Below are 23,474 nucleotides of genomic sequence, written 5' to 3'. Positions count from 1 at the left end.
GATCCGGTTTTCCGCCCCGAGCCATGCACCAGCGACGAGAAGGAGCATCGGACCCAGAAGTGGGTCCAAGTATGATGACTTCGTGCATTTCGACTGCAGATTTTTCGCCAAGGTTCTCTGAGCGAGCTATTGTTGCCATGCCCTGTCCGAGGGACAGGGCAGCAGCCACAGGGATAGTTTCGTATCGCACCGTACAAAGTATCCGGCACGTCTGGGTTTGAGGATCCCTCTGGCAAATGCTCGATCAATTCAATCTATTCACGAAGGAATCTGGTCGCCTCGTAGATCAGTCTGGCGGAGCGAGTGGGGAATTCGTCCGAGGGATCGATCGCAGTGTCTCTAGTTTTGTATCCCTCCGCTACCCTTTCCCAAGACAAAACTGTACGATCCGCCTGTAGAGGACATTGGCATGAGCCCAGTTCCGCTCTCGTCATGCGGCAATTGTAACTCTGCTCATCTAAGGTCTTTTCCAAAGGCTTTGCAGGAGCGGGCTCTTCTGGAGCAGCCGAACTGCTGACGAGGGGCTTCGCCTTATCCATGCGAGCCCATGTATCCAGCCCATTCAAAGGTACCGCTCAGGCTGCGGCATGCGGGTGCCGCTGTTGACGCGATCCGATGCCATCCTCGAAATTGCGAACGCAGTTTCGGCCTGCGGCCTTGGCCCGGTAGAGCGCCTGGTCTGCAGTTTCGAGGACAGTGGCTCGTTCGCTTCCGCGAGACGGCTGGACTGAGGCGATCCCGATGCTGGCCGTTACCACATGATAGGGACTGCCTTCATGCGCAATGCCCATGGCGACGATGGTCTGGCGAATGGTCTCGGCAATCAATTGGGCGCCAGCAAGATCCGTTTCCGGTAGCACTACGGCAAACTCCTCGCCGCCGTAACGGGCTGCAATATCGCGTGGGCGGCGGATATTTGTGTCGAGCGTGCTCGCGATCGCGCGGAGGACCTCGTCACCTCGTCCATGTCCATAACGATCGTTGAAGCTCTTGAAGTAGTCGGCATCGACAAAAAGCAGCGACAACACCGAACCGGAGCGAATGGCCTGCCGCCACTCCCGCTCGAAGGTCTCGCGGAAGGCCCGTCTGTTCGGCAGGCCCGTCAGGTCATCGGTCCGCGCGATACGCCGGAGCTTGGTCTCCGCCCTTGTGCGGCGTTTCAATTCACGCTGAAACAGGATCGTGAGTCCGACGACCGCACAGCACAGGATCAATGTCACCAAGCTCAGGACCAGAGCCTTTCGCTGCCAGGCGGAGAAGATCTCATCGACGGAGAGCGCAACGGTGAGAACGAGAGGATACTTGTCGAGCCTTTCGAAGGAGATGATGCGTCGAACGCCATCGATGGGGGAGACCGAGTCGAACGTGCCGGAATTCTTCTGTAAGAGGCGCTGGACATGCGGAGAGCCGCCCAAGTCCTGATCGATTTGGCTCTCGTCATAAGGATAGCGCGTCAGCAGGACGCCGTCGTTCCGGAAGAGATTGATTGCTCCCTGCTGACCGAGGCTCAGATTGTCGAACAGTTGATTGATCGTGGTCAGGGGCATCGATCCCATGACGACCCCTGCAAATCGCCCGGCTGAATCCGAAAGCCTCCGGCTGATTCCGATGCTGAGGTCGCCATGCCGCGTTCGACTCGCAAAGGGGCGGCTGACATAGAGGCCAATGTGATTGTTCTCTTTGTGGGCAATGAAGTACTCGCGGTCCGCAACGTTGAGCGACCGCGAGGCGATGACGGGACCTGCGTCGGCGATGAGATTGCCAACCTCGTCCACAAGCAGCAACGTTCCCATGAAGGAGGCCGAAACCGCACGGTCAAAGAGCATTCGGTATTGAAGGTCGGGAGGAAGCTGCTGAATGCCGAGATATCTCAGCCCCTCCATCGCCCCCTTCAGCGAGAGATCCAGGAGTTCGAGATTGCCGTCGAGATCGTGGGCGATGCTGGTTAGCACATTGCGTGAGGCCTTTTCGGCCTCCTGCCATGTATTCTGGCGATCCATCCACAACGTGTGTGCTGAAATCCCGAGAATGCCCAGGGCGATCACGCCTGCAATCAGGTGTAAATAGACTTCTGAGAACAGACGTTTCATTCGGCGGCGCATGACTCTTTACAGAATATATTCTAGACGATCCTAATGGATTTCCACAATCGTGGAATGGGTGAGACTATCGAATAGGGTGGTGGCTTCCCAAGCTTGGCCGGTAAGCTTCACAATAAAGCTTTTATCTGGAATAACATTGCGATTATCTCATTCAATTATTAACATATGTAAAGCCCGAGGGCCATGCGGGTTTGTTCGGAATTCTACGATACTTGGCCCACATGGATTGTGTCGCTGTACGGTTAAGATCGCTCTGATTTACGAAAAGACTTCGGGCACAGTCGACTAACGCATCGTCGGAACCGGAGGTCCGCGTCAGCAAAAGGTGGACCCGGTTTTCCGCTCCGAACGATGTGCCGCCAAGAGAAGAAGCATCGGACCGAAAAGGACAAATCCACTTCTCGATCCAATGCTCTAGGTTCTCGACTGCGCCCGGTCATTTCTTGTCGGTTATCGTGTCTTCCGGGCTCGCCGCGAGAGCATATTCAATGCCTCGATCAAGGCAGAGAAGGCCATCGCCGCGTAGATGTAGCCCTTCGGCACATGAGCTCCGAAGCCTTCCGCGATCAGGACCATGCCGATCATAAGCAGGAAGCCGAGGGCGAGCATGACGACCGTCGGATTGGCCTGGATGAAGCGGGCGAGGGGATCGGCTGCCAGCAGCATGACAGTCACGGCGGCAACGACGGCGATGACCATGATCGGCACGTGATCCGTCATGCCGACGGCGGTAATGATGCTGTCGATGGAAAAAACGAGATCCAGGAGCAGGATCTGCACGATCGCCGAGGCGAAGCTCATCTGAACCTTTTTACCTTCGAAGAGGTCGGGTCCGGGATCGGGGTCGACATTGTGATGAATCTCCTTGGTGGCTTTCCAAACCAGGAACAGACCGCCGGCGACCAGGATCAGGTCTCGCCAGGAGAAGCCATGGCCGAAGGCCGTGAAGAGAGGCTCCGTGAGCTGGACGATGATCGCGATGGTTCCGAGCAGACCCAGTCGGAGAACAAGAGCGAGGCCGATGCCGATGCGCCGGGCCGTGGCCTGCTGATCGGCAGGCAGCTTGTTGGTCAGGATCGAGATGAAGATGAGGTTGTCGATCCCGAGCACGACTTCCATGACGACAAGTGTCGCCAAGGCAACCCAAGCTGTCGGATCGGCGGCCAATGCAAAAATATAGTCCATGAAGCCCTTCCTATCATGTCATGCCCTTATTTCGGTTATTGTCGAGCTTGCGCAAGGGGGCGGGCTGGCATCCATTGCTCTTTGCCGCTTTCACAATTCGCTGATTTCGACATCGAGGCCGTTGAAGTGCGAGTGCCTGCGCCCACATGATTCAAAGACGAGCGTTGGGGCCGCCTCCCTATAATCTAGGCGAAATAACTTTTGGTTTCAGTGCTTTAGTTCTCGTGCCGGTTATGCGGCGGCAGCGCTATGGAACCGCCCATGGCAGGAGAAGCGTTCCCTCATGGAATGATCTGGAGGCGTGTCATGGCAGGAATTTCAGGACGGTGGCTGGTGACCGCCTCGTTGGTGGGAATGCTCGGAAGTCCATTGGCTGCTCTCGCCCAAGCAGGGCGGCCATGGATCGACCCTCCGTCTGAGGGAGAAACCACGGCCCCGGCACCAATGTCGGCGCCATCGTCTCTTCCGGCGAAGCCGCCGACCCAAGCTGCGGTGCCTAATCCTGTAGCTCCTCCCGTTCCGGCTCCCACGGAAGCTAAGGCAAGCGCGGAGACTCAGCCGGCCGACGAGGCCTCGCCGCGTAAAGCGGCAACGGGTCACCAAGCCAAGCAAAAGACAGCCACGGCACGGAAGTCACGTGCTTCCTCGCAGCAAGCCAACGCATCGGCGCGCAGCCAGAGACGGGAAGGGCAAGTGGCGCGCCGGCGTGCAACCGGAACGCAGCTGTCGCAGGCAGAATCCCGCGGTGCAATTGAACGTCGTGCGCGGGTTACACGCTATGGATCCGTGCAGGAAGGGCTGGACGCAGGTCTTCAGGTCATGAGGCTGCGAACCATTCAGCTCCCGGACGGCCGCCGCATCGACGTTTTGACACGTCCTGATCAGGATATCGCATCTGGATTGCCGGACGGCTACTAATCTGTTGATCGAGGCGTTGACAGAAAGATATGTCGCGAAATGCCGAGCCGGTTTGCCACGCGTGTCGATTGCTTGGCTATCTGTTCCTTGTGGGTTCAATAACAGGCTGTTGAAATTGCGCTGCGATTTCTTCCGCGCGACGACGTATATCGAGCCAAAGACGTCGCTCCCGTTGTGCATCGGCAAGGGCGCGGTGTGCTGCAGGACCGAGCTCATCATTGCTGCGGTGCGCCTGCGCAAGAACATCCTGCATGAGCGTGCGATGAAGGTCATCCGGGACTTGAGCAGCCCGCAGCACGTCACGCATCACCCGCTTATGAGCCATCTCAGTGTCCTCGAGACGCAAGGCATGCCGTGGCAATCCTGCCGCCCGCAGGAGCTTGCTCAGCCACTTTCCATCCCATGATGGGGCCGTTGCATAGAGGGCGCGGCCCGTCAAAACCGATATCATTCGTTGAGCGACATCTTCGAGCGGTGTTCCTTCCGACTTCAGCTGCTCTCGGCAAATGCCATGAATTCTCCCCGCTTTGGTATCCCAATCGGTCCAAGATGCGGCGGGCCTGATGAGATGGCTCTCCTCCTCGCCACTGGCGAAAGCCCAGGCGACCTCGATGGGATAGCCCTGTTTGCCAAGGGAGGACGCCTCGAAATCCAGGAATACGGTGTTCGATAGGCAAGGCATCGTGGATCAACTCGCACATGTCGGCACTGCCGACCACAGACAGTCGTATCACAACCCAAAAGGCTAAAACCATCCTCTCGCACTGTGTGTCAGCGGACGCTCGGGCTTGGCGGGAAACCCTACATGATATGGGTTACATGGCCGCCATCGGTATCGGAACCTTCGAAGACGTTGCAGCAGCAGGCATCAGCACGGGACCTGCCTGACCAGATCTTGCATCGTCCATCACATCTCCACTGCGCGAGGATGAAGAGGCTGTATGATGGATCCTCTCAACGGTTCGACACAGACCCGGTTACGCAGGTTCCTTAGCGCCCATTAACAGATGCGAAGCCTGTGGAGGCAGCGATTGACCCGGTCATTACAGGGTCGCTATCCCCTGTTCTGAGTGTGTGCAACAGGCCCTTGCGCTTGGCTTCGTAATAATAGCCCCCGGCATAAAGTGCGACGGCGCGATCCGGATTGCCACCTGAGACCCTATAGGCGTTCGCCAGATAGGGGACCGCATAAGTCAGATTGGTGTTGGCATCGAGCAACCCGGACACCGCCCCTCTGTAACCCATGCCGCGTGCAGTGGCATAGCGGATCTGCATGAGGCCGAAATTTCCTCGATTGGATGCGAGTGGATTGTATCCACTCTCGCGTTTGATGATCCGATGTATCAATGTTTCCGGAATTCCGTGAGCTTTGGCGTGCTGCGCGACGAGTGCATCAATTTGAGCTCGTTCGGATGCCATTGCAGGCAGCGTGCAAGCGATCGCTGCACACGCGAGAACAAGACGAGAAATCATGAAGGTCCCCTTGTTTGAGGAGATTTCTCGCCGTCAATCGTGGCAATTGGACGTCAGCTTGGCTGTAACGAGTTTCCGCAGGGCATGCATTGATGCGGTGCGTTCCGCCTCAGTGCCCTCTATGGCGATTGCGCTTTCAGCATGCTGTCCGGCAGATGCTTCGATCGCAACATTGTTTCGACATGCGGCTGCTGCTTTCTCCAAAGGGGTAGCGACACAGCATTATGTCAGAGCGTGTAAGCTCTCGACGTTGACCGTTCTGCAAGAAATTGCAGAGGCTTGGAAGGTCAATGTGGCTGACTTATTCGATCCGATTCTTCGCATGAAAGCAGGCAGTGAGATCATCGAACGATTGTTATAGCGCTTATGCCGTCTCGAATATTTCGCGTCAGCGAGTAGAATTTATCAAATACATATGCATGAGCAGGCACAACTTGGTCACTATACCAGATTCCAAGGCGAGTCTTATACAGTGTAGGCAGTAAGAATAGGTCAGAGTACTTGAACCGGTAAGCAAGGGGTATCTTGGGCTCTTATGAGTTAAAGCTCGATTTTGAAAGTAGTAATGCCTTGTTTAGTCCCTAGGGGGTATCTCGCAAGCCGAAATAGTGGGGCGTTTTTAGATGAAGCAGTAGTATTTATTAGGCTGTATCCGGCGCTTTCGAGAATTCGCGCCTCGCTCCCATTGTTATTCAGCAGGAACAGCCTAATGCAAATTAGTGTTTTTGGGATTGGCTATGTCGGTGCCGTTTCCGCGGCATGCTTGGCCAATGACGGCCATAACGTCATTGCAGTCGATCCAAATCCTCAAAAAGTCGGTCCTCTCAATGAAGGCATCAGCCCGATCGTCGAGCCGGGACTGAGAGAACTGATCCAAGGAGGCATCGGCAGCAAGCGCCTTGTGGCGACGAGCGATGTGCGCGAGGCCATTCAGGGGACGGATCTGTCCTTCGTTTGCGTTGGAACTCCCTCGCGCTCGAACGGCTCCCTCGATACGGCCTATGTGAACGCCGCCGCCGAGCAGATTGGCGCTGCCATTCGAGAGAAGAACTCTTTCCACTCCGTCGTCATGCGGTCGACCATCCTGCCTGGCACGATGGAGAGCATCGTTCTGCCCGCGCTTGAGCGTGCATCAGGGCGTCAGGCCGGTGTGGGTTTCGGCGTTGCCTATTATCCTGAGTTCTTGCGGGAAAGCACCGCGATCGCCGATTACTATGATCCAGGGGCAATTATTTTCGGCCGTCATGATCAGGCGACAGTCGACCGTCTACTCGACCTGCATAAGATCTTCAAGGTTGAGCCGCGAATTGTGTCTATTCGTACGGCAGAGGCCGTGAAATACACAAATAATGCATGGCATGCGCTCAAGATCAGCTTCGCGAACGAGATCGGCAACATCTGTAAGGAAGCCGGAATAGACGGTCATGCCGTGATGGAAGTTCTGTGCGCGGACACGCGGCTGAACATCTCCAAGGCCTACCTGAAGCCAGGATTCGCATTCGGTGGGTCGTGCCTTCCCAAGGACCTGCGGGCTCTGCGTTTTGCGGCACGTAAACTGGATGTTCCTACGCCCATCCTCGATGCGACAATGGAGGCGAACGAAGAGCAATTGCGTCGTGCATACTCGATGATCGCCGCGACCGGCAAACGTCGGATCGGCATCATTGGCCTGAGCTTCAAGCCAGAAACGGATGATTTGCGGGAAAGTCCGTTGGTCGAACTCGCAGAGCGTCTTTACGGAAGAGGCTACGATATTCGCATTTACGACCCGAATATCCAGGTTTCAAAGCTAACCGGAGCCAACCTCCAGTTCGTCAAAGCGCATCTTCCTCACCTTACCTCGCTCCTGACTGCCGATATCAACGAAGTCATCGATCACGCAGAAGCCTTCGTTCTTGGCAATCGTGATGAAGCCAAACGGCTCATGACAGCCTTGAATGACGATAGACCGCTTATCGACCTCGTACGCATCGACCAGACAAGGTGTTCAGGTGACCTTTATCAAGGAATCTGCTGGTAACAACAGCAGCGCCCGGCTGTCGGAGTCGGTGGGGGCACATGTGCTTTATGTGGTTGCCGTAGCAGCTTTTGCTGCTGCGCTCCCGCCTCAGGCATATGGCGCCGTGAGCGCTGGTGCGATTGGAACGATAGGGTTCCTCGCTATCTGGCGCTATGGATGGGGTTTCCTGCACTTCATCCGCGCTCTCATCTTCCGCAAGAGGGTCTTCCCGCGCATGCGGGAAGCTGCCGAGGCGGCGGTGAGACTCGCCCCTCCCAATGCCTTTCTGCTGGTAACGACCTTTCGCATCGACAGTGCGGTCACCGCGCGCGTCTATCGCGCTGTCTTCGAAGCCGCACTGGCAGCGCCCGGAAGGGCGACGGTCGTCGCGTCAGTGGTAGAGGTCGGCGATCAGAGGCTCATCAAGAGCCTCTTCCGAACACTATGCGGCGACGCGAGCAACGTCGATCTTGTGATCGTAAGAATTGCAGGAACAGGGAAGCGTGATGCACTCGCCTATGGCTTCAGGGCGATCGCCCGTCGCACTCCAGCCGACGACGACGTTGTCGCCGTCATTGATGGAGACAGCATTGTTCCATCCGATCTGGTGCGGAAATGTGCAGGGTTTTTCCGACTGGACCCGCAAGTCGGAGCCCTGACTACGGATGAGATGAGTGAGGTTCGTGGCCGCCGCATCTTCCAGGAATGGTATTCTCTTCGCTTTGCCCAGCGGCACACTCTTATGTCCTCCCTCGGGCTATCGGAGCGTGTCCTGACCTTAACCGGCCGCATGGCGATGTTTCGGGCAAGCATCATCTGTAACTCCGAGTTCATACGCCAAGTCGAGCTCGACTACGTCGATCACTGGCGTCTTGGTCGGTTCAAGTTCCTGACCGGCGATGACAAGTCGAGCTGGTTCTGGCTGCTTCGGAATGGGTACAAGATGCTCTACGTGCCCGATATCGTCGTTCTGACCGTCGAGGATCCTCCATCCGAAAGTTTCATCTCTGCCGCGGCGATGCTGATGGTGCGGTGGTTCGGCAACATGCTGCGCACGAACTCGCGGGCTCTCGCTCTCGGTCCGCGACGAATCGGACTGTTCACCTGGTGGGCGATCCTCGATCAGCGTCTGTCGATGTGGACGTCGCTTGTAGGATTCGCGATCGCTCTGATCGCTGGGATCTTCGTCAGCGGCTATGCGCTCCTTCTCTATGCTCTCTGGATCCTGACGACACGGTATGTGCTGACCCTGTCTCTTTTGGCTTCCAGACCAAGGATTTCCGTATTCTATCCCTTCCTTCTCTACTTCAACCAAATCTTCGGATCGCTGGTCAAAGTCCATGTGACTTTCCGCCTAGACCGGCAGAAATGGACACGGCAGAAGACGGCATCGGCGAAGGTGGCGAAGCGTCCTCTCATCGCAAGCAATTTCATGTCGGCATACATGCATAGCCTTGCACTTGTGGCATTTGTGGCGGCACTCGCTTGGAGCATGGACGTGCTTCCGACGCCGAAGCCGATGCTCTTTCTTCCTTAAAGCCAACGACACCGATTTGGAGCTTGAGGTCATGACGAAGATCACGCACGAGGCTGAGGTTCAAAGGCAGCATCCTCGATACCGAATTCCTATTCGCTGCATCTATAATGGCACGCAAATTTCCGTTGTTGATGTTTCGGTCGGAGGGATTGGCCTGAGGATAAGCCCGTTGGATGTCAAACCCGGTCGCGTGCTTGACCTCATCCTGGTTTTCCCATTCAGCGGCTACGAACTCTCCCTGCCTATTAATGCGGAGGTCCGCTATGTCGCCGACGACCATAGCAGAATCGGCCTTCGCTTCGTCGATGTCTCGCCGCGGCAGCACAATCTTCTGCGGTTCATCCTCGACGCCTATCTTGCCGGTGAGATTGTTGATGCGGGTGATATCCTGGACGTGTCCTCGCGGCGCAATGAGGGGAAAACCCGTGAAGTTCCCCAGCGCCCCCAACCTCAGGGATTGCGCGCTCAGCTGACCCATCATGGGCGCAGTGCAGCAGGCTATGTAGGCATCGGCGCCGCAACGATGCTTCTCGTCGGTTTCATCGGCATGAGTATCTTCGAGAGGATGTATATCATTCCCGCTCAATCGGCCCAGATTACGGCAGATCTCGTTACTGTGCCTGCCCCTTCGAATGGTCAAGCCACATTCATCGCGGCTGGCAATGAGGTAAAGGCCGGAGAGCCTCTTCTGACGATCCAGGGACCGCAAGGCAACAGTATCGTCATCGACAGTCCCTGCGACTGCGTGGTTCAAACTCGTTATAGCCGGACCGCCAACTTCGTCCGAGAGGGCGCGCCGATCCTGGCTCTTCGCGAAAAAACGAGCATGCCTTACGTTACTGCCAGCGTTCCTCACGATCAGCTTTTGCGGTTCTACCGCGGGGCCAGCGCCGTGATCGAATATGCCGATGGCACCCGTGTGCGGGAGGATCAGATCGAGCGCTTGCCTTCCCTTGTCAGTGAGTCCGCCTCGACCGGCCCGTTCCTCGTCAAGCTCGCACCGGGCCGCGAACTCGAAATGTCCGCCATCGGCCAGCCGGTATCGGTTGTCTTCGATACGTTCTCCGGATCCTCAGTCGGCGCTGTGGCCAGTAAGCTGCATGCGGCGATCAACTGGGCAGGGGAAAAGATCGCCGCCGTCCTTGGGCGGGAGAACGTGGTGGCAACGGCACCCAGAAAGGCCAAAGAGCCTAACGCCGACAGCGGGAGGCGCCTCGCCGGACTGAAGCCCAAGGAATGATCAAACCTGGGTCAAGTTTCAAAGGGCTATCCTTAAACAGTTTGGAGATCAGAAATGAACAACATCATCCCGGTTCTGATGTGTGGCGGCTCAGGCACCCGACTTTGGCCAGTTTCGCGTTCGAGCGAGCCAAAGCAGTTTCATGCCCTAGCTGGTCAATCCAGCCTGTTCCAACAGACTGTTCAGCGTTTCCGCACGGAGCAATATGCAGAGCCGATCATCGTGGTGAATACCAGTCATCGTGATCTTGCCTTGCGTGAAATCGGACAGTTGAGCACCGGAGCGGCCCGATTGCTGGTTGAACCCTGTGTCCGCAGCACAGGACCGGCGATTGCGGCCGCAGCGGCTTTGATCGCGGAGGAAGATCCGGACCGGTTGATGCTCGTTGCTCCCAGCGACCACATCATGGAACAGGCCGATCTCTTCTCGCAGGCCGTTGCACAGGCAGCGCAAGCTGCACAGCAGGGACGGATTGTCCTCTTCGGCATCAGACCGACGCATCCGGAGACCGGGTTCGGCTATATCGAGATCGAGGAGGCTTTCGACAGTGCGAGTTTCAAGGTGGCAGGCTTCGTCGAGAAGCCGGCGCGCGCTGTCGCCGAGAAGCTGGTTGCCGGAGAGCGGCATCTCTGGAACAGCGGGATCTTTATGTTCACTGCCCGCACCATCCTGGATGAACTTGAGCGACATGCGCCTGAAGTTCTGGCCTGCGCCCGTCGCGCTCTTACACTGGCCCAGCGTGGCAATGATACCATTCGTCTTGCGGCTGAGTTCGACACGGCACCTGTGATCTCAATTGACTATGCCGTCCTGGAACGCAGTGATCGACTTGTGTGCATCCCAGTTTCGCCAGAGTGGAGAGACCTTGGCTCATGGTCCGCGCTCTGGGATATCGGTTCGAAGGACGGAAATGGGAATGTGTCTCGCGGCGATACGCTCCTTCAGGACGTGAGCGATAGCTATGTTCACGGAAACTCTCGTCTTATTGCCGTCATGGGGGTCGAAAAAATTGTAGTGGTCGATACCGCCGACGCCGTTCTTGTCAGTTCACTGGATCAGGCTCAGAATGTCGGCCGCTTGGCGGCTGAGCTTGCCGCTTCGAAACGTTCAGAGGCGAGCCTTCACCGAAAAGTACGCCGTCCCTGGGGATCCTACGAGTCTTTGCGCGTTGGTGAAACGTTCCAGGTCAAGCATATCATCGTGGATGTGGCCGGGCGATTGTCGCTGCAGTACCATCACCATCGTTCCGAGCATTGGACGGTCGTCTCGGGAACCGCACGGGTCACCGTCGGCGAGAGGGTCTTCGTCATGACGGCAAACGAGTCCGTCTATATCCCAAAAGGGGATGTCCATAGACTCGAGAACATCGGCGATGAGCAACTACACCTGATCGAGGTTCAGTGCGGAACGTATCTCGGTGAAGACGACATTGTGCGTCTGGAGGATCAGTATGACCGCATCGTCGCGATCTGACGGTCAACGCCGCCTGAGAATAGCATCTTTCCTCCTGTCCATGGCGCTGGTCTCCAGTGCCATGGCGCAGGATGGCAACGAGGTCATGCGCCTCGCGGAAGAAGCACGACAGGCCTTCGTTGCTGCCGAACAGAACAGTACAAGCTCGAAGCAGAAGGCGACGCTCTATCAGGTCGTCAGGGCAAGGATCAAGCTCCTGGAGAAGTTTGCCGGTCAAGGCGCTTCGGGCTCAGGCGAATTCAGGGATGGGGCGCGCGCGGAGCTCAATCGTCTTGCCGACGAGGGGCTCAATCATGACATGGTCAGCGCGATGCTGCTTCAAGCTTCGATCGGGGACCTTGTAGGTATCCAGGGCGGCGCCGATCGAGTGGAAGTCGGTGTGACCCTCCACCAGATCGCAAGTGAGCAGAGATCGCCAGCTTATCGAGCTGCCGCCTTCATTGAAGTCGCCTATGCCTACACCAAGGCGGGCCTCCGTGACCGTGCACTAAGGTATGCATCCTTGGCGCTAGAAGTGGCTGGTTCGGTCTCCGACGTTGGCACACGCTCGGGTGTCCTGAATGCGGTGACACGAATCGCATCTGGGCTCGGAAGCACTGGAACAGCTTTGGCGAATCGCGCCATAGGATTGACTCCGACTGCCCGTGGTCGGGCCTATTCCCGCAATGTGCTGGCGCGAGAGCAACTCAAAAGCACCGCTTTGGAGAAGGCGACTGAGGCCAAATTGAAGATCGAGGCCAAGAAGCGCATAGCAATGGGAGATTGGGCGGGCAGCGTTTCTCTGGCTCTCGCATTGCCTGATAGCAGGGAACGAGATGATTTTCTCTCAACATCGCTTGAAGGTGCCATCGAGCGTCAGGATTGGGAGGTTGCCCTTGCAGCCGCACAAGGCTTCTTTGACGACGACAGGCAGAAAACGGCCATTGCGACCATTGTGAGGACTTACATAGAGCGCGGAACGCCGCTCCGAGCTGCCGAACTTGTCAATGACATGGCGGATGGTCCTGAAAAGACTTCAATCCAACTGATTGTCGCCACTGACCTGAAGAGGGTTGGCTACGACAGGATGGCCGAGCAGCTTTTCTCTGCAGTTTCAAAGGATGATCAAGCTTCCGGTAGGAAGGCAGAGATTAGTGCCGTGGGGCAACAAATCGAGGGTGATAAGATCCGCGAGCGCGCAGATGATTTACTTATTTTGCCTGAGATCAGAAATCTCATTGAACAGACAAAGCGCACGCAAGTTTCTGACGATTTACTAAAGGCTATTCTCGGTAAAGTATCCAACGACGGTGACAAGTCTGTCATTGCATCTGAGCTCGCCGCATTGCCCGACACCGCTACGTATGCCGCTGACTTGGTCCGCTCCATCGAAGATAACCGAATTCGAGCGGAGGCCTTTAGGCGTGTAGCCGAAACCCGGGCCAATCAGCTCACGAAAGCTTCGAGCAACGAGCATGGTGAAGGTTCCGAAGATGCTGGCGCCGTTGCTCCCACATCGGAAGAGGTCGCCCAGGAAGTTCAGACCCGCAGAGGGATTGCGCTGATCAAGATGGACGCGGCACGACCGGCAAGTGCTCGCGTTTATATCCCGGAGAACTTTGCAAGGTCGGTCGATGTCCGAGCAAACACGCCCTGGCCTGGCGGTGCGGTTGTTGGAAGTACGTTCGCCAATCACAATCCCTATATTGCAAAGTTCCTTGAAGATGGCGAAGGCGGAATTACGCGTCTGGAGCAGGCGATCCGGTATCAAGGCTTGCCCTCACCGCGGATCATCGTCGTTCAGAGCGGAACGGTGACATTGGGCATGGTTGCACGCCAGTTGAAAGGAACCGATGCACGCGATCTTATTGCTCATGAAGGGGATTCTCTCATCATACGGGCTCCCATCTTCGTTGCTCCCGGTGCGACACTCATCCTGTCACGCCTCGACACGCCCATTTATCGCTTGAGTGCCAATGCCGGGGCATTCATCGCCAATGCTGGAGAAGTCGACGTTGTCGATGCGGATATCGTTGGCTACGATGAAAAGGCAGCACAACCTTTGTGGTCTGCCAATGAAAGATCAAGCCTGTTCCGTCCCTTCCTTCTGACCTGGGGGGATGGCCGCATGAATGTGGCATCGTCCGTTCTGACGGCCTTAGGCTATGACAACGTCAAGTCGTTCGGACTAACCTATTCATCAGGCCCGGATCACGTCGCTGAGTTACGGGACCAAGCTCGCCCAACTGGAACTATCGTCGATAGTGTGTTTCGAAACCTCTATGTCGGCCTCCACTCTTATGAGGCCGAACGGATTCAGGTTGTCGGGAATGAATACCGAGATAGCATCGTCTACGCATTAGACGCCCATGATGGGTCGAAAGGGAGCATCATCGCGTACAACAGCGTCTACGGGACCATGCTCAGACACGGGATCACTGTCTCCCGTGATGTCGATGACAGCTTGATCGTCGGAAATCTGTTATTTGACAATGCAGGCTCCGGAATCGTCCTGGATCGCAACAGCACGAATAATATCCTCTACGCCAACAGTTCATTCCGAAACACTCAAGATGGGGTGACCATCTTCGAGAGTTCCTGCAACGTGCTGACGAATAACCATCTTGCAGGAAACAGACGGGACGGGTTGAAGATTCGCAACAGTTTTGACGTCGGGGCATACGGAAACAGAATCGAAGCAAACGCCAATTCCGGCGTGAGTGCCTATATCGCGAACATTCCCATATCCAAGGGAGCAGATGGACGGAGCGGCGATGTCGGACATTACGCTCCTGTGACCGGTCTGTCTCTCAGGTACAACAGCTTCTCTTCGAATGGGGTTGGAATTAACACGCAGGGTGTCTCAGGCATGATAATGTATTCCAATCGCTTCGTGAAACAATCCCGACGGTTGCTCGGTGGGGACATCCGTGGGTTGGAAGGGCCGGTGCTGCGCATCGCATCTCAAGCCGATGTGCTCATCGCGAGCACCTGCCGACCAGCGAAACCAGTATTGTCCTGTCGGTTGAGGGATATGGGTTACTTCGAGGGAGAAGCGGATCTTCAGATCTTCGACTCCCAGGCAGGTTCCGACTGCACCAACATCAATGGAAGCATTCAACAACGAGCCTTCTCCAGCTCTTCTCAGGGGACCTAAGGGCAGCATGAATCGGATCCTTGTCTTCTCGGTCGTGAGCCTTCTTGCAATGGCGCCGTCCTACGCTCAGACTAAGGGGCAGGGGCTGTTCGATGTGGACGCCCGACGCACAGCGCTTGCACAGCCTGCCCTCACGATCGTCCGGGCCGCCTGCCTTGCGATTCCTCGCGACCCTTCTTGGACGAACCTCAAGCCCATCGACGGACTCAAAGCGGCCGATGGTTCCGGTATGGATGGAGGCGTAAACAATTATGCATGGGCCGTGATGGTACTGACCGGGCGGGCTCTGGCTGGAGATCCGGCATCGGAGACGTCTCTGCGTGATCTTCTGCTTGCCTGGGCCAAAGCGAAAGCTTTCGAGAACACAGAAGCTGAGAGCGACGCTTACTATGTCCTGAAACGCATGCTTCTGCCGACAATCACGGCCTATTCCGTGTTGCATCGCAGCTTGGACGAGAGCCAACGGCGGATTGTTTCGGGGTGGATCGATTCTCTCGTTCGCAAGGTAGATCGGACTTTCGACACCGAGGCCGATCGCAACAACCAGCGCTCTTTGGCCGACAGCATTCTCATGACCTGGGGCGCCGTCATGAGTGACGAAACCCTCTACGACAAAGGTTATCGCGGATATCGCGCTATCCTGGCGGGGGCACGCCCGGACGGGAGTCTGGTTCTAGAAACGCGGCGGGGCGCCCGCGCTCTATGGTACATGCGTCAATCGCTGGCGAGCCTGACAGTGATGGCAGAAGTCGCTGCCACACGTGGCACGGATCTCTATGCCCTTCGCGAGGGTGAGGCAAATTTCGACCGCCTCCTCTCGTATCTCCTCAACGGCATCGCGGAACCTGAAGTGGTCATGGCCTATGCCTCGGGGAATGATAGTCCGGGTGCAGAAGCGGATTTCCGCCGCCAGGACATAAGCTTCATGGCTAAGCGCAGTCAGGGACGCCATTACATGGCTTGGGCGGAGCCTGTCGTGGCTCGGGACCGGGCAGGCCTCGCCACGAAAAGACTCAAGACGCTGCTGACGCGCAGTTTCCGGTCGGACCGGCCTCTTATCGATGAACTCGCCGGCGGCAACGCCACATGCTTTTGGGGGCGCTGATGAACCGATCGTATCTGTGGCTGCTCAGCGCTTTCGCAATCCTTACATGGCTTTCGCCTCTTCCGGTATCGGCTCAAGGGGCGACCGAGGTTGAACTGCGCGATCGTTATCGCAATATCATGGAGAGAGTCGAACAGCTGAAGCAGCGCAGCGATCCGGCTGCCCTCGTCGAACGGGCTCAGCTGCTTCAGGATGGCTTGCCCGTAAGCGAAACGAACCCGCTCAAGGTTCCGCAGCTGGACGAAGCAGTGCAGCTCTACGATCAAGCCCTGGCTTTGCCGGGGACTCACTGGCCATCGGCGGCGCTGCGGCGTGCCAAGTTGATGTTGGCACGCGACAAGGTTCAGGCTTCCGCAGAGCGGGCAGGTGAACTTCTGCGTCGTGCCGCAGCCCTGCAGAACCACGAGGCAGCCTTTGTCCTCGCCGGCCTGATGGAAACCGGGATCGACGGAAAGCAGGACCTAGAGGGAGCCAAGAACCTTTATCAGATCGCCCTTCGGTCCGAGTATGGTCCGGCGGGTCTCGCGCTTGCTCGTTTTGAGACTGATCCGGCGAAGGCGAGCATCTTCGCAACCCAAGGCTTGAGGCTTCTCTTCCAGGAGGCGCAGCAGGGATCGGCCGAGTCGGCGCGGATTCTGGCAGATCACTATCGAACAACCGGTGATAGTCCGGAACGGATCGGCGCAGCCATCCAGTGGTATCAGCGCGCCGCCGATTTGGGCGACGGAGAGGCTGCTCTGCGCCTGGGGCGTCTGCGCGCTGATCCGAGATCGGCATTGCGCCAGCCTCAAGAAGCGAGAGTGGCATTCGAGAAGGCAGCTCAGCGCGGCTCTATCGAAGCGGCCATGATCCTTGCAGAGGATCCTTACAATGGCGCAGCGCTCGACGTTCAGGCTGGCGTGGCCGATCTCTGGCTCAATCGGGCCATCGACACAAAGTCTCCCCGCGCTCTGGTTCTCGCGGCAGAAATCCGCAGCCAGTATGGCGCTGATGGAAGGGAGGTCGCGAAGGAACTGTTGGCTGAAGCCGTTCAACGCGTTGATGACGACCTAACGGCTCTTCTCTCCCTCGGCCGGCACCTTCGCGACGGCGTTCTCATCGATCGTGACGTACCGCTGGCCCTCAAGCTGTTCGACAGAGCGGCGACTAGCGACAACTCCGCAGCTTTCTATGAGTTTGCGCGCACGGCGCTCACTTATCAGGATGATGGAACGGAGAGCATGCGCAAGACGGCGATCGAGCGTCTTCGGAAAGCGGCTGAGCGCGGCCATGTGAAGGCAGCGGTGGCCATGGGGGATGCCCTGCTTCGCGGCAATGGAGTGCCGGAATCGCAGGCGGAGGCCATGCGCTGGTATCGTAGAGCGGCCGAGAGTGGATCGCCTGTAGCCTATATTCGCCTTGGCGATCTTTATGCGAACCGGTCGCCCGGCATGGAGGCGCCGCAGGCATTGGAGTGGTATCGCAAGGCCGCAGAGGCCAATAGCGCGATCGCCATGACCCGGCTGGGCAAGATGTATAACGAGGGTAGAGGCGTGCCGCAGGACCAGGCGCTGGCCGCGACCTGGTTCAGCCGCGCTGCGGCCGCCGGAAGCGGCGCGGCCATGGTGGAGTTAAGCGCGCTTTATTCTCAGGCTGGAGGCCCGGGCCATTTCAACTTGGCGCGCGAGTCGCTCGAGAAGGCCATAAAGGCCGGCGATGCTCGTGCTCCGACCGCTCTGGCCAAACTCTACCTCGCGCGTGGCGAGCGCGTGCTGGCCGAAGCGACTCTCAGAAAGGCTGCCGAAAGCGGAAGTCCTGAAGGCGCCTTGCAACTCGCTGAGATCTATCTTCTGAATCCGCCGACGGCCGAGCAGCAGAACGCGGCCCGCCGGTGGCTTGCCGCCGCCGAGAAGGGCATGGCTGACGATGATGGTCGGACCGGCAAGATCGCCCTATTGTACCTCAGTCTTCCGGATGCCGGCTCGATCGAGCATGGCGCATCTGTACTGGAAACATTGGTTCGCAAGAACGATGCGGAGGCCATGACGCTTCTGGCAACAGCACTCCTGCAGGGAACAGGCGTGAAGCGCGATCCTATACGGGCAGCGTCCCTCCTACGGCGCGCCATTCAGCTCGGTCATGATGGAGCGCGCTTCATCCTCGCCAAGGCCTATCGCGACGGCAATGGTGTCCCTCGTGATCCTGCCCAGGCCATAGCCCTTTATCGGGAGATCTATAACGAGGAGCCAGGTGACACAAAGGTGCAGCTCGCGCTGGGAGATGCCTATGCCGGCGGTGTGGGCGTAACTCAGGATCGCGCGATTGCAGCGGAGTTCTATGCTCAGGCTGCGCGCCAAGGAGACCCCGACGGGCAGATCCGTCTCGGCGTCTCATATCTCTACGGTGGCGGAGTGAACCGCGACAGCCTGAAGTCCGAGCAATGGCTGTCGCAGGCTGGTGAGGCCGGATTGATCGAAGCGAAGGTCCAACTCGGCAGCGTCAAACTTTCCGGTTTGAGCGCAACTGTCGATATGGAAGGTGCGTTCGCCTCTTACCTTCGGGCAGCGGAGGGCGGATCCCCAATTGCGATGATTGAGGTGGCTCGCGCATTGATGAACGGTGCGGGCACGCAGTCCGATCCGGCTCTCGCGAAGACATGGCTTGAGAGAGCAGCCAGTCTCAATTCGGCCGACGCAATGTTCGAACTCTATCGCCTTAACGACATTGGAGCAAAGCCGAACACACGCGAAGCCGACCGATGGCTTAAGCAAGCGGCCGAGAATGGTCACGCCGGCGCCATGTATCGGCTGGCACTGCGCTACCAGCAAGCACCATCCGACAAAGATCGAGCGATGGCTCGGGATTGGCTCGAGAAAGCGGCTCACGCCGGTCACTCGCAGGCCGCAAAAGTTCTCGCAAAGCAAGCCACTGCGGCGCCGGGTTGAGAGGTTGAAGAATGACCGAGACAGGACGGCGAAACGCTGGAAGAGCTGAGACAAGGTGGAGAATGAGAATGGCGATCTTTCCCCTGTCTTTCAGCAGGCTGTCGTTAGCAAGGGTCGTTCGCGACAGCAGCGCTGCTGTCGTAGGGTTTGCCATATGGATGGCGCTCGTCACATCCGGCGCCGCCCAGACGTCTCCGCCGCGGTCTCTCGCACCCAATGCGGACTTCAGCAAGATCTGCCAGCCGGTTTCCAAGCCACGACTGGCTCGGGATTGGAGCAAGTGGGACAAATCGCAATCAGTCGGCGATCCCGAGGAGATGTACGACGCCGCGATCGCCTATGCCGAAGGACGTGCCGACATCAATCGATCTCCCCTAACGGCCCGCAAGCTTCTCGAAGATCTCGCGGATCGTCCATGGGCGGGTAGGGGCCGGGCTCATTTCCGGCTCGGCAAGCTTTTCCTCGACCCCATCGCAGGACCTGTTGACCCCGAGCGAGCAGCCACTCATCTCGCAACTGCTTCGTCCATGCTGAACATGGATGCATATGTCCTGCTCGCTCAGCTGCATGCGGAGGGTCGAATTGCCGCTTCTAATGTTCGAGAAGCAGAACGACTGCTTCGTGCTGCTTCGACTGCAGGCAACATCGATGGCATGATAAGGCTAGCCCAACTGCAGCGCAGTGGGCGAATCGGACATGCTCCTCAAGCTGCCACAGACGATCTCATCAGGCTTGCTCTGCAGACTCTCTATGACGGTCTCGGGAGAGGAAAGTGCGGCGCACTCTTCGAGATCGGAACAATCCTGAGCGAGAATTCTCTTGTGCAGGGAGGCCTGACCGAGGCGGTCAAATGGTTTGAAGCGGCCGCCCGTCAAGGCGATTCCAAGGCGGACCTGGCACTCGCAGAAATCTTCATGCAGGGCCGGGTCAAAGCGGCTCCAGATCAATTCCTGGCCCATCTCACCCGAGCGGCCGAGGCTGGAGAACCTCGAGCCATGACATTGCTGGGTGAGCGTCTCCTGCTTGGAGATCGTGCGCCGAAAGATGTGCCGAAGGCGATTGCTTGGCTGGAGCGGGCTGGACTGAATGCCGATACCGAGGCCTATAAGCTCCTTGCACGGCATTACCGCGGCGAATTCGGGGCGGCGCTCGATCTTCCGAAGGCTGCAGAGGCTCTGACGAAGGCAAGTAATTTGCCCGGGCACACCACGAGCATTCTTGTCGGCCTTGCGCGGCTGCATGCCGCTGGCGTGAATGGCAAGCCAGATATCGACGCGGCCTTGAGCTTCTATCGCCGGGCGGTTGCCCGCGGCGATGTCGGGTCTCTCACGGAGATGGCAAAACTTCTGCTGACCTACCCGGAGATGAGGCGGTCGGACGAAGCCCTTCGGCTTCTCAAGGAGGCCGCTGCTCGCGGTAATCCCGATGCTATGGGCGTTCTCGCCGATCTTTATACCTGCAGCACGGCTGTCGCTTCGGATCCGACGCAGGCCAAAGCTTGGTTGGAGCGCGCGGCCGAGGCGGGACATGTGCGTAGCATTGCGGTCATCGCTGCCCAAGCAGGTGAGAATCCGGATGCAGCGCAACGGAATGCGAAAGCTCTTCTCCACGCGGCTGAGCGTGGCGATCGTGAGAGCATGATCCTTCTCTCCTATGCCTACCGCTCAGGGCAGGGTGTCAAGGTGGATGAAGCTGCGTCGACTCGTTGGCGCGAGGCGGCTCTCGCACCAGGGGAGGGGCGCTCCCGTGCCAGGCTCCTGCTAGCTCGCAGAATGCTGATCGGAGACGGCAAAGACCGAGACGAAGCGGGTGCCCGAACACTTCTCGAGCTTGCTGCCCAAGAGGGAGATCCGGGCGCGCAGCTTGAACTTGGGCGCCTTATGATCGGCCAGCGTGGTCAGAACGCGGACGTGATGAACGGTACACAGCTCCTGCAGAAGGCCGCATCGGCAGGCAGTGCTGCGGCAATGTTGACACTGGCGGAACTTCCGGGCGCGCAGCTTCAGTCGACCGGCAAGACAGCTTTGGAATGGAGACAGGCTGCGGCAGAGGCTGGCAATGTACGAGCGGCCATTGCGCTGGCATCAAATGCGAAGGATGGAGCTGATGCTGTCCGCTGGCTCGCTCGAGTGGAGGCCTTGCCGGTTTGCTCGGCAAGAGACATGGTCGAGCTTGCGCAGGTCTATCACAAGGTTCCAGGTCCTGATCACAAGGAGCGCGCGCGTCTTTGGATGACAAAGGCACTCGCCGATCTTCAAATTGGTGCACAGGATCCAGCCGTGCTGTTCCTCGTCGGACGGGCCATGGTCGAGGAAGTGGGTGGAGCGCCCAGTAAAAAAGACGCTGTAAATTACATCAGACTCTCCGCAGAGGCAGGCCGGGTTGAGGCGATGCGTTACCTCGGACGGGGCTATGTCTCCGGCCAAATGGGCGAGCGCAATACGCAAGCGGCGGTCGAGTGGCTCTCCAAAGCATTGCAGAAAGGCGACGCCGCCGTAGCGGCCGATCTCTCAAGGCTTGCCGCGCTACCGGTCGGGGAGGCCACAGGAGCGGTGACGTCTCTCAAGGTGAGTGCCGAGAGCGGCTTTGCGCCGGCCATGCGAGAATATGGGCGCAGCCTGCAGCTTGGCTTCGGTGTTCCTGCGGATCCGCGAGCCGGTGCGAGTTGGTTGCGGAAGGCTGCAGAGGCCGGCGATACGATCGCGATGAAGGAGCTCTCTCGCGCCTATGCATCGGGATATGGCGTCGAACTCTCGGCCCGTGCCAGCACGGAATGGCTGCAGCGCGCTGCACAGGCTGGAGACTCCGAAGCCATGTACGGCCTCAGCCTTGCCATGACCCTCGGCTTTGGCACGGACGTGAATGCAAGTGCGGCGCAGGATTGGCTGAAGACGGCTGAAGGAACTGCCAAGAAGTGAGATCTAAGCGGCAGTACCGATATTTGAGATACATGGCAGGCACTCATACTCGATGTGTGGGAGAGGCAAGATGATCAACACTACTCATATCGTTCTCCTGAGTTGCCTCTTCACGAGCGCCTCTCTGGTCGCGATGGCAGCTCCTTCAGCCGAAGCGAAGGCACCGGTAGCCCAGGCGCCGACAGCGACGCAGTCCGCACCGCCAACTCCGGCACAGCTTCGCGCCATGTCCACGTTGCGGCTTCTCAGAATCGGCCAGAAGGCGCTGGATGCGGAGATGGATACACAGGAGTTCGCAACCGGATTGGATGCGGCCAAGATCGCATCCTCTCGTGGGGATCGGGAAGCAACGCGCCTCATGGCAAAGATCATGGCTCGTCACGAGGTGGTTGTGCAAGGCATTGATCGTGCCAGGCTTGAGCAGCGTCTTCGGTTCGAGGCTCTTCGAGGCGCATCAAGTTCGGTCCTAGCCGTGGCAGGCATGTATGATCGTGGCGAAGGCGTTCCTGTCGACACGAAGAAGGCTGCCGAGTGGTATCTATGGAGCGCCCGTGTCGGGCACGAGCGTGCTATGGCTTACGCAGCTTATGCTTATGGCACCGGTCGCGGGTTGGAGCGCAATGAGGCTGCTGCCGTGAAATGGCTTGACGGCGTGAACGAGGGCCGTCAGCGCAGCACCCTTCTTGAGATCGGCTGGGCGCTCGCTCTGGGGACCGAGGGAGCGACGGATATGGCTTCGGCGCTCAGGTTCTTCGAGCGCGCGGCGCAACTCAAGCCGAGCATCGCGTATCAAATCGCCATCGACCTTGAGCGAGGAACGCGGGGAATCCAGAACCGTGAGGCGGCGGGGCAACTGATCAAGATCGCGGCCGAGCGTGGGGATTCCACTGCTGCCATGCACATGGCCAATGCGCTTTCGGGCAGCAGCAACATTGAGGATCAGCGGCAGGCGGTGCAGTGGTACAGTCTTGCTGCTCTGGACAAGACCAACCTTGCCGCCGGGCAAACCCTCTCACGGCTTCTCACTTTGAGGCCGGCAGATGAATTGATCTCTCTCATCGTCGCGGGCCTTGATAGGGCAGCTGCAGTTGGCAACAGCGAAGCGCTCATCGGCTTAGCTCATGCCTACGCAGACGGGATCGGTGTCACTGCGTCTCCAGAGAAGGCAGCAAGCCTGCTGCAGGTCGCGGCCGATTCAGGAATCCCGGAAGCCAAGTACCGACTTGGGCTCATGTACAAGTCTGGGATCGGCGTCAGCGCGGATCTCAACAAGGCGGTCGAGCTCATCAGTAGCGCTCGGGAGAGCGGCTTTCCCCTCGCAGCTGTCGCTTTAAGTTCCATGACGGAGCCTGCATTGTCCAGTACGGTCAATGAAGCTGGGAATGGTCCATCTGCAGCGCCGAATGCCGTCGCTCAGTGACAAACGCATGAACGAGACATGCTGTCAGACTTGAATGCATGCCT

The 23,474-nt window shown here is 58.1% G+C and carries 14 protein-coding genes; 10 read left to right on the top strand and 4 right to left on the bottom strand.

All coding sequences use genetic code 11. The features are described from left to right. Nucleotides 1-575: 575 nt before the first annotated feature. The 4 genes from ACD578_RS15465 to ACD578_RS15450 form a co-directional block, all read right to left on the bottom strand. Complete coding sequence (locus ACD578_RS15465; protein ID WP_404286328.1) at nucleotides 576-2,090, bottom strand: diguanylate cyclase; 1,515 nt, start codon at nucleotides 2,088-2,090, stop codon at nucleotides 576-578. Nucleotides 2,091-2,552: 462 nt separating this feature from the next. Then, entirely contained in the window at nucleotides 2,553-3,287 is a 735-nt protein-coding gene (locus tag ACD578_RS15460; RefSeq protein WP_404286326.1) for a TerC family protein, read from the bottom strand. A gap of 994 nt (nucleotides 3,288-4,281) precedes the next feature. Beyond that, nucleotides 4,282-4,887, bottom strand: a complete 606-nt coding sequence (locus tag ACD578_RS15455; protein WP_404286324.1) for a transcriptional regulator — start codon at nucleotides 4,885-4,887, stop codon at nucleotides 4,282-4,284. 308 nt (nucleotides 4,888-5,195) lie between these two features. Then, entirely contained in the window at nucleotides 5,196-5,678 is a 483-nt protein-coding gene (locus tag ACD578_RS15450; RefSeq protein ID WP_404286322.1) for a transglycosylase SLT domain-containing protein, read from the bottom strand. Between ACD578_RS15450 and ACD578_RS15445 the strand changes: the two genes are divergently transcribed. From ACD578_RS15445 to ACD578_RS15400, 10 genes are all read left to right on the top strand, one after another. Next, nucleotides 5,677-6,039: a hypothetical protein gene (locus tag ACD578_RS15445; protein WP_404286320.1), complete on the top strand. Its 363-nt coding sequence runs from the start codon at nucleotides 5,677-5,679 to the stop codon at nucleotides 6,037-6,039. The genes ACD578_RS15450 and ACD578_RS15445 overlap by 2 nt on opposite strands. 348 nt (nucleotides 6,040-6,387) lie before the next feature. Further along, nucleotides 6,388-7,698, top strand: coding sequence for a nucleotide sugar dehydrogenase (locus ACD578_RS15440; protein WP_404286318.1), 1,311 nt, complete (start codon nucleotides 6,388-6,390; stop codon nucleotides 7,696-7,698). 103 nt (nucleotides 7,699-7,801) lie between these two features. Continuing rightward, nucleotides 7,802-9,214 carry a glycosyltransferase gene (locus ACD578_RS15435; protein WP_404286316.1) on the top strand — a complete coding sequence of 471 codons (1,413 nt, stop codon included), beginning with the start codon at nucleotides 7,802-7,804 and terminating at the stop codon, nucleotides 9,212-9,214. Between the two features lie 31 nt (nucleotides 9,215-9,245). Then, a complete protein-coding gene (locus ACD578_RS15430; protein ID WP_404286314.1) occupies nucleotides 9,246-10,454 on the top strand; it encodes a PilZ domain-containing protein in 1,209 nt (402 codons plus the stop codon). Between the two features lie 54 nt (nucleotides 10,455-10,508). Further along, nucleotides 10,509-11,927, top strand: coding sequence for a mannose-1-phosphate guanylyltransferase/mannose-6-phosphate isomerase (locus ACD578_RS15425; RefSeq protein ID WP_404286312.1), 1,419 nt, complete (start codon nucleotides 10,509-10,511; stop codon nucleotides 11,925-11,927). After that, nucleotides 11,905-15,063 carry a right-handed parallel beta-helix repeat-containing protein gene (locus ACD578_RS15420; RefSeq protein ID WP_404286310.1) on the top strand — a complete coding sequence of 1,053 codons (3,159 nt, stop codon included), beginning with the start codon at nucleotides 11,905-11,907 and terminating at the stop codon, nucleotides 15,061-15,063. Before ACD578_RS15425 ends, ACD578_RS15420 begins: the two co-directional genes overlap by 23 nt. A 7-nt stretch (nucleotides 15,064-15,070) precedes the next feature. Then, entirely contained in the window at nucleotides 15,071-16,168 is a 1,098-nt protein-coding gene (locus tag ACD578_RS15415; RefSeq protein WP_404286308.1) for an alginate lyase family protein, read from the top strand. Beyond that, nucleotides 16,168-19,092, top strand: coding sequence for a hypothetical protein (locus ACD578_RS15410; protein ID WP_404286306.1), 2,925 nt, complete (start codon nucleotides 16,168-16,170; stop codon nucleotides 19,090-19,092). The genes ACD578_RS15415 and ACD578_RS15410 overlap by 1 nt, the downstream gene beginning before the upstream one ends. A 68-nt stretch (nucleotides 19,093-19,160) precedes the next feature. Continuing rightward, nucleotides 19,161-22,010, top strand: coding sequence for a tetratricopeptide repeat protein (locus tag ACD578_RS15405; RefSeq protein WP_404286304.1), 2,850 nt, complete (start codon nucleotides 19,161-19,163; stop codon nucleotides 22,008-22,010). Between the two features lie 70 nt (nucleotides 22,011-22,080). Continuing rightward, nucleotides 22,081-23,430, top strand: a complete 1,350-nt coding sequence (locus ACD578_RS15400) for a tetratricopeptide repeat protein (RefSeq protein ID WP_404286302.1) — start codon at nucleotides 22,081-22,083, stop codon at nucleotides 23,428-23,430. The last annotated feature ends 44 nt before the right edge of the window (nucleotides 23,431-23,474 follow it).

The sequence above is a fragment of the Microvirga sp. RSM25 genome, assembly GCF_044784385.1.
GTDB lineage: Bacteria > Pseudomonadota > Alphaproteobacteria > Rhizobiales > Beijerinckiaceae > Microvirga > Microvirga tunisiensis.
Note: the sequence above shows the minus strand (reverse complement) of the source record. Positions and strands in the feature narration are given on the sequence as shown.

Bases quoted from the DNA above. Each gene is read 5' to 3' on its own strand.
- ACD578_RS15465 (WP_404286328.1), bottom strand. From the start codon at position 2,090: ATGAAACGTCTGTTCTCAGAAGTCTATTTACACCTGATTGCAGGCGTG.
- ACD578_RS15460 (WP_404286326.1), bottom strand. From the start codon at position 3,287: ATGGACTATATTTTTGCATTGGCCGCCGATCCGACAGCTTGGGTTGCC.
- ACD578_RS15455 (WP_404286324.1), bottom strand. From the start codon at position 4,887: ATGCCTTGCCTATCGAACACCGTATTCCTGGATTTCGAGGCGTCCTCC.
- ACD578_RS15445 (WP_404286320.1), top strand. From the start codon at position 5,677: ATGAAGGTCCCCTTGTTTGAGGAGATTTCTCGCCGTCAATCGTGGCAA.
- ACD578_RS15450 (WP_404286322.1), bottom strand. From the start codon at position 5,678: ATGATTTCTCGTCTTGTTCTCGCGTGTGCAGCGATCGCTTGCACGCTG.
- ACD578_RS15440 (WP_404286318.1), top strand. From the start codon at position 6,388: ATGCAAATTAGTGTTTTTGGGATTGGCTATGTCGGTGCCGTTTCCGCG.
- ACD578_RS15430 (WP_404286314.1), top strand. From the start codon at position 9,246: ATGACGAAGATCACGCACGAGGCTGAGGTTCAAAGGCAGCATCCTCGA.
- ACD578_RS15425 (WP_404286312.1), top strand. From the start codon at position 10,509: ATGAACAACATCATCCCGGTTCTGATGTGTGGCGGCTCAGGCACCCGA.
- ACD578_RS15420 (WP_404286310.1), top strand. From the start codon at position 11,905: ATGACCGCATCGTCGCGATCTGACGGTCAACGCCGCCTGAGAATAGCA.
- ACD578_RS15415 (WP_404286308.1), top strand. From the start codon at position 15,071: ATGAATCGGATCCTTGTCTTCTCGGTCGTGAGCCTTCTTGCAATGGCG.
- ACD578_RS15410 (WP_404286306.1), top strand. From the start codon at position 16,168: ATGAACCGATCGTATCTGTGGCTGCTCAGCGCTTTCGCAATCCTTACA.
- ACD578_RS15405 (WP_404286304.1), top strand. From the start codon at position 19,161: ATGGCGATCTTTCCCCTGTCTTTCAGCAGGCTGTCGTTAGCAAGGGTC.
- ACD578_RS15400 (WP_404286302.1), top strand. From the start codon at position 22,081: ATGATCAACACTACTCATATCGTTCTCCTGAGTTGCCTCTTCACGAGC.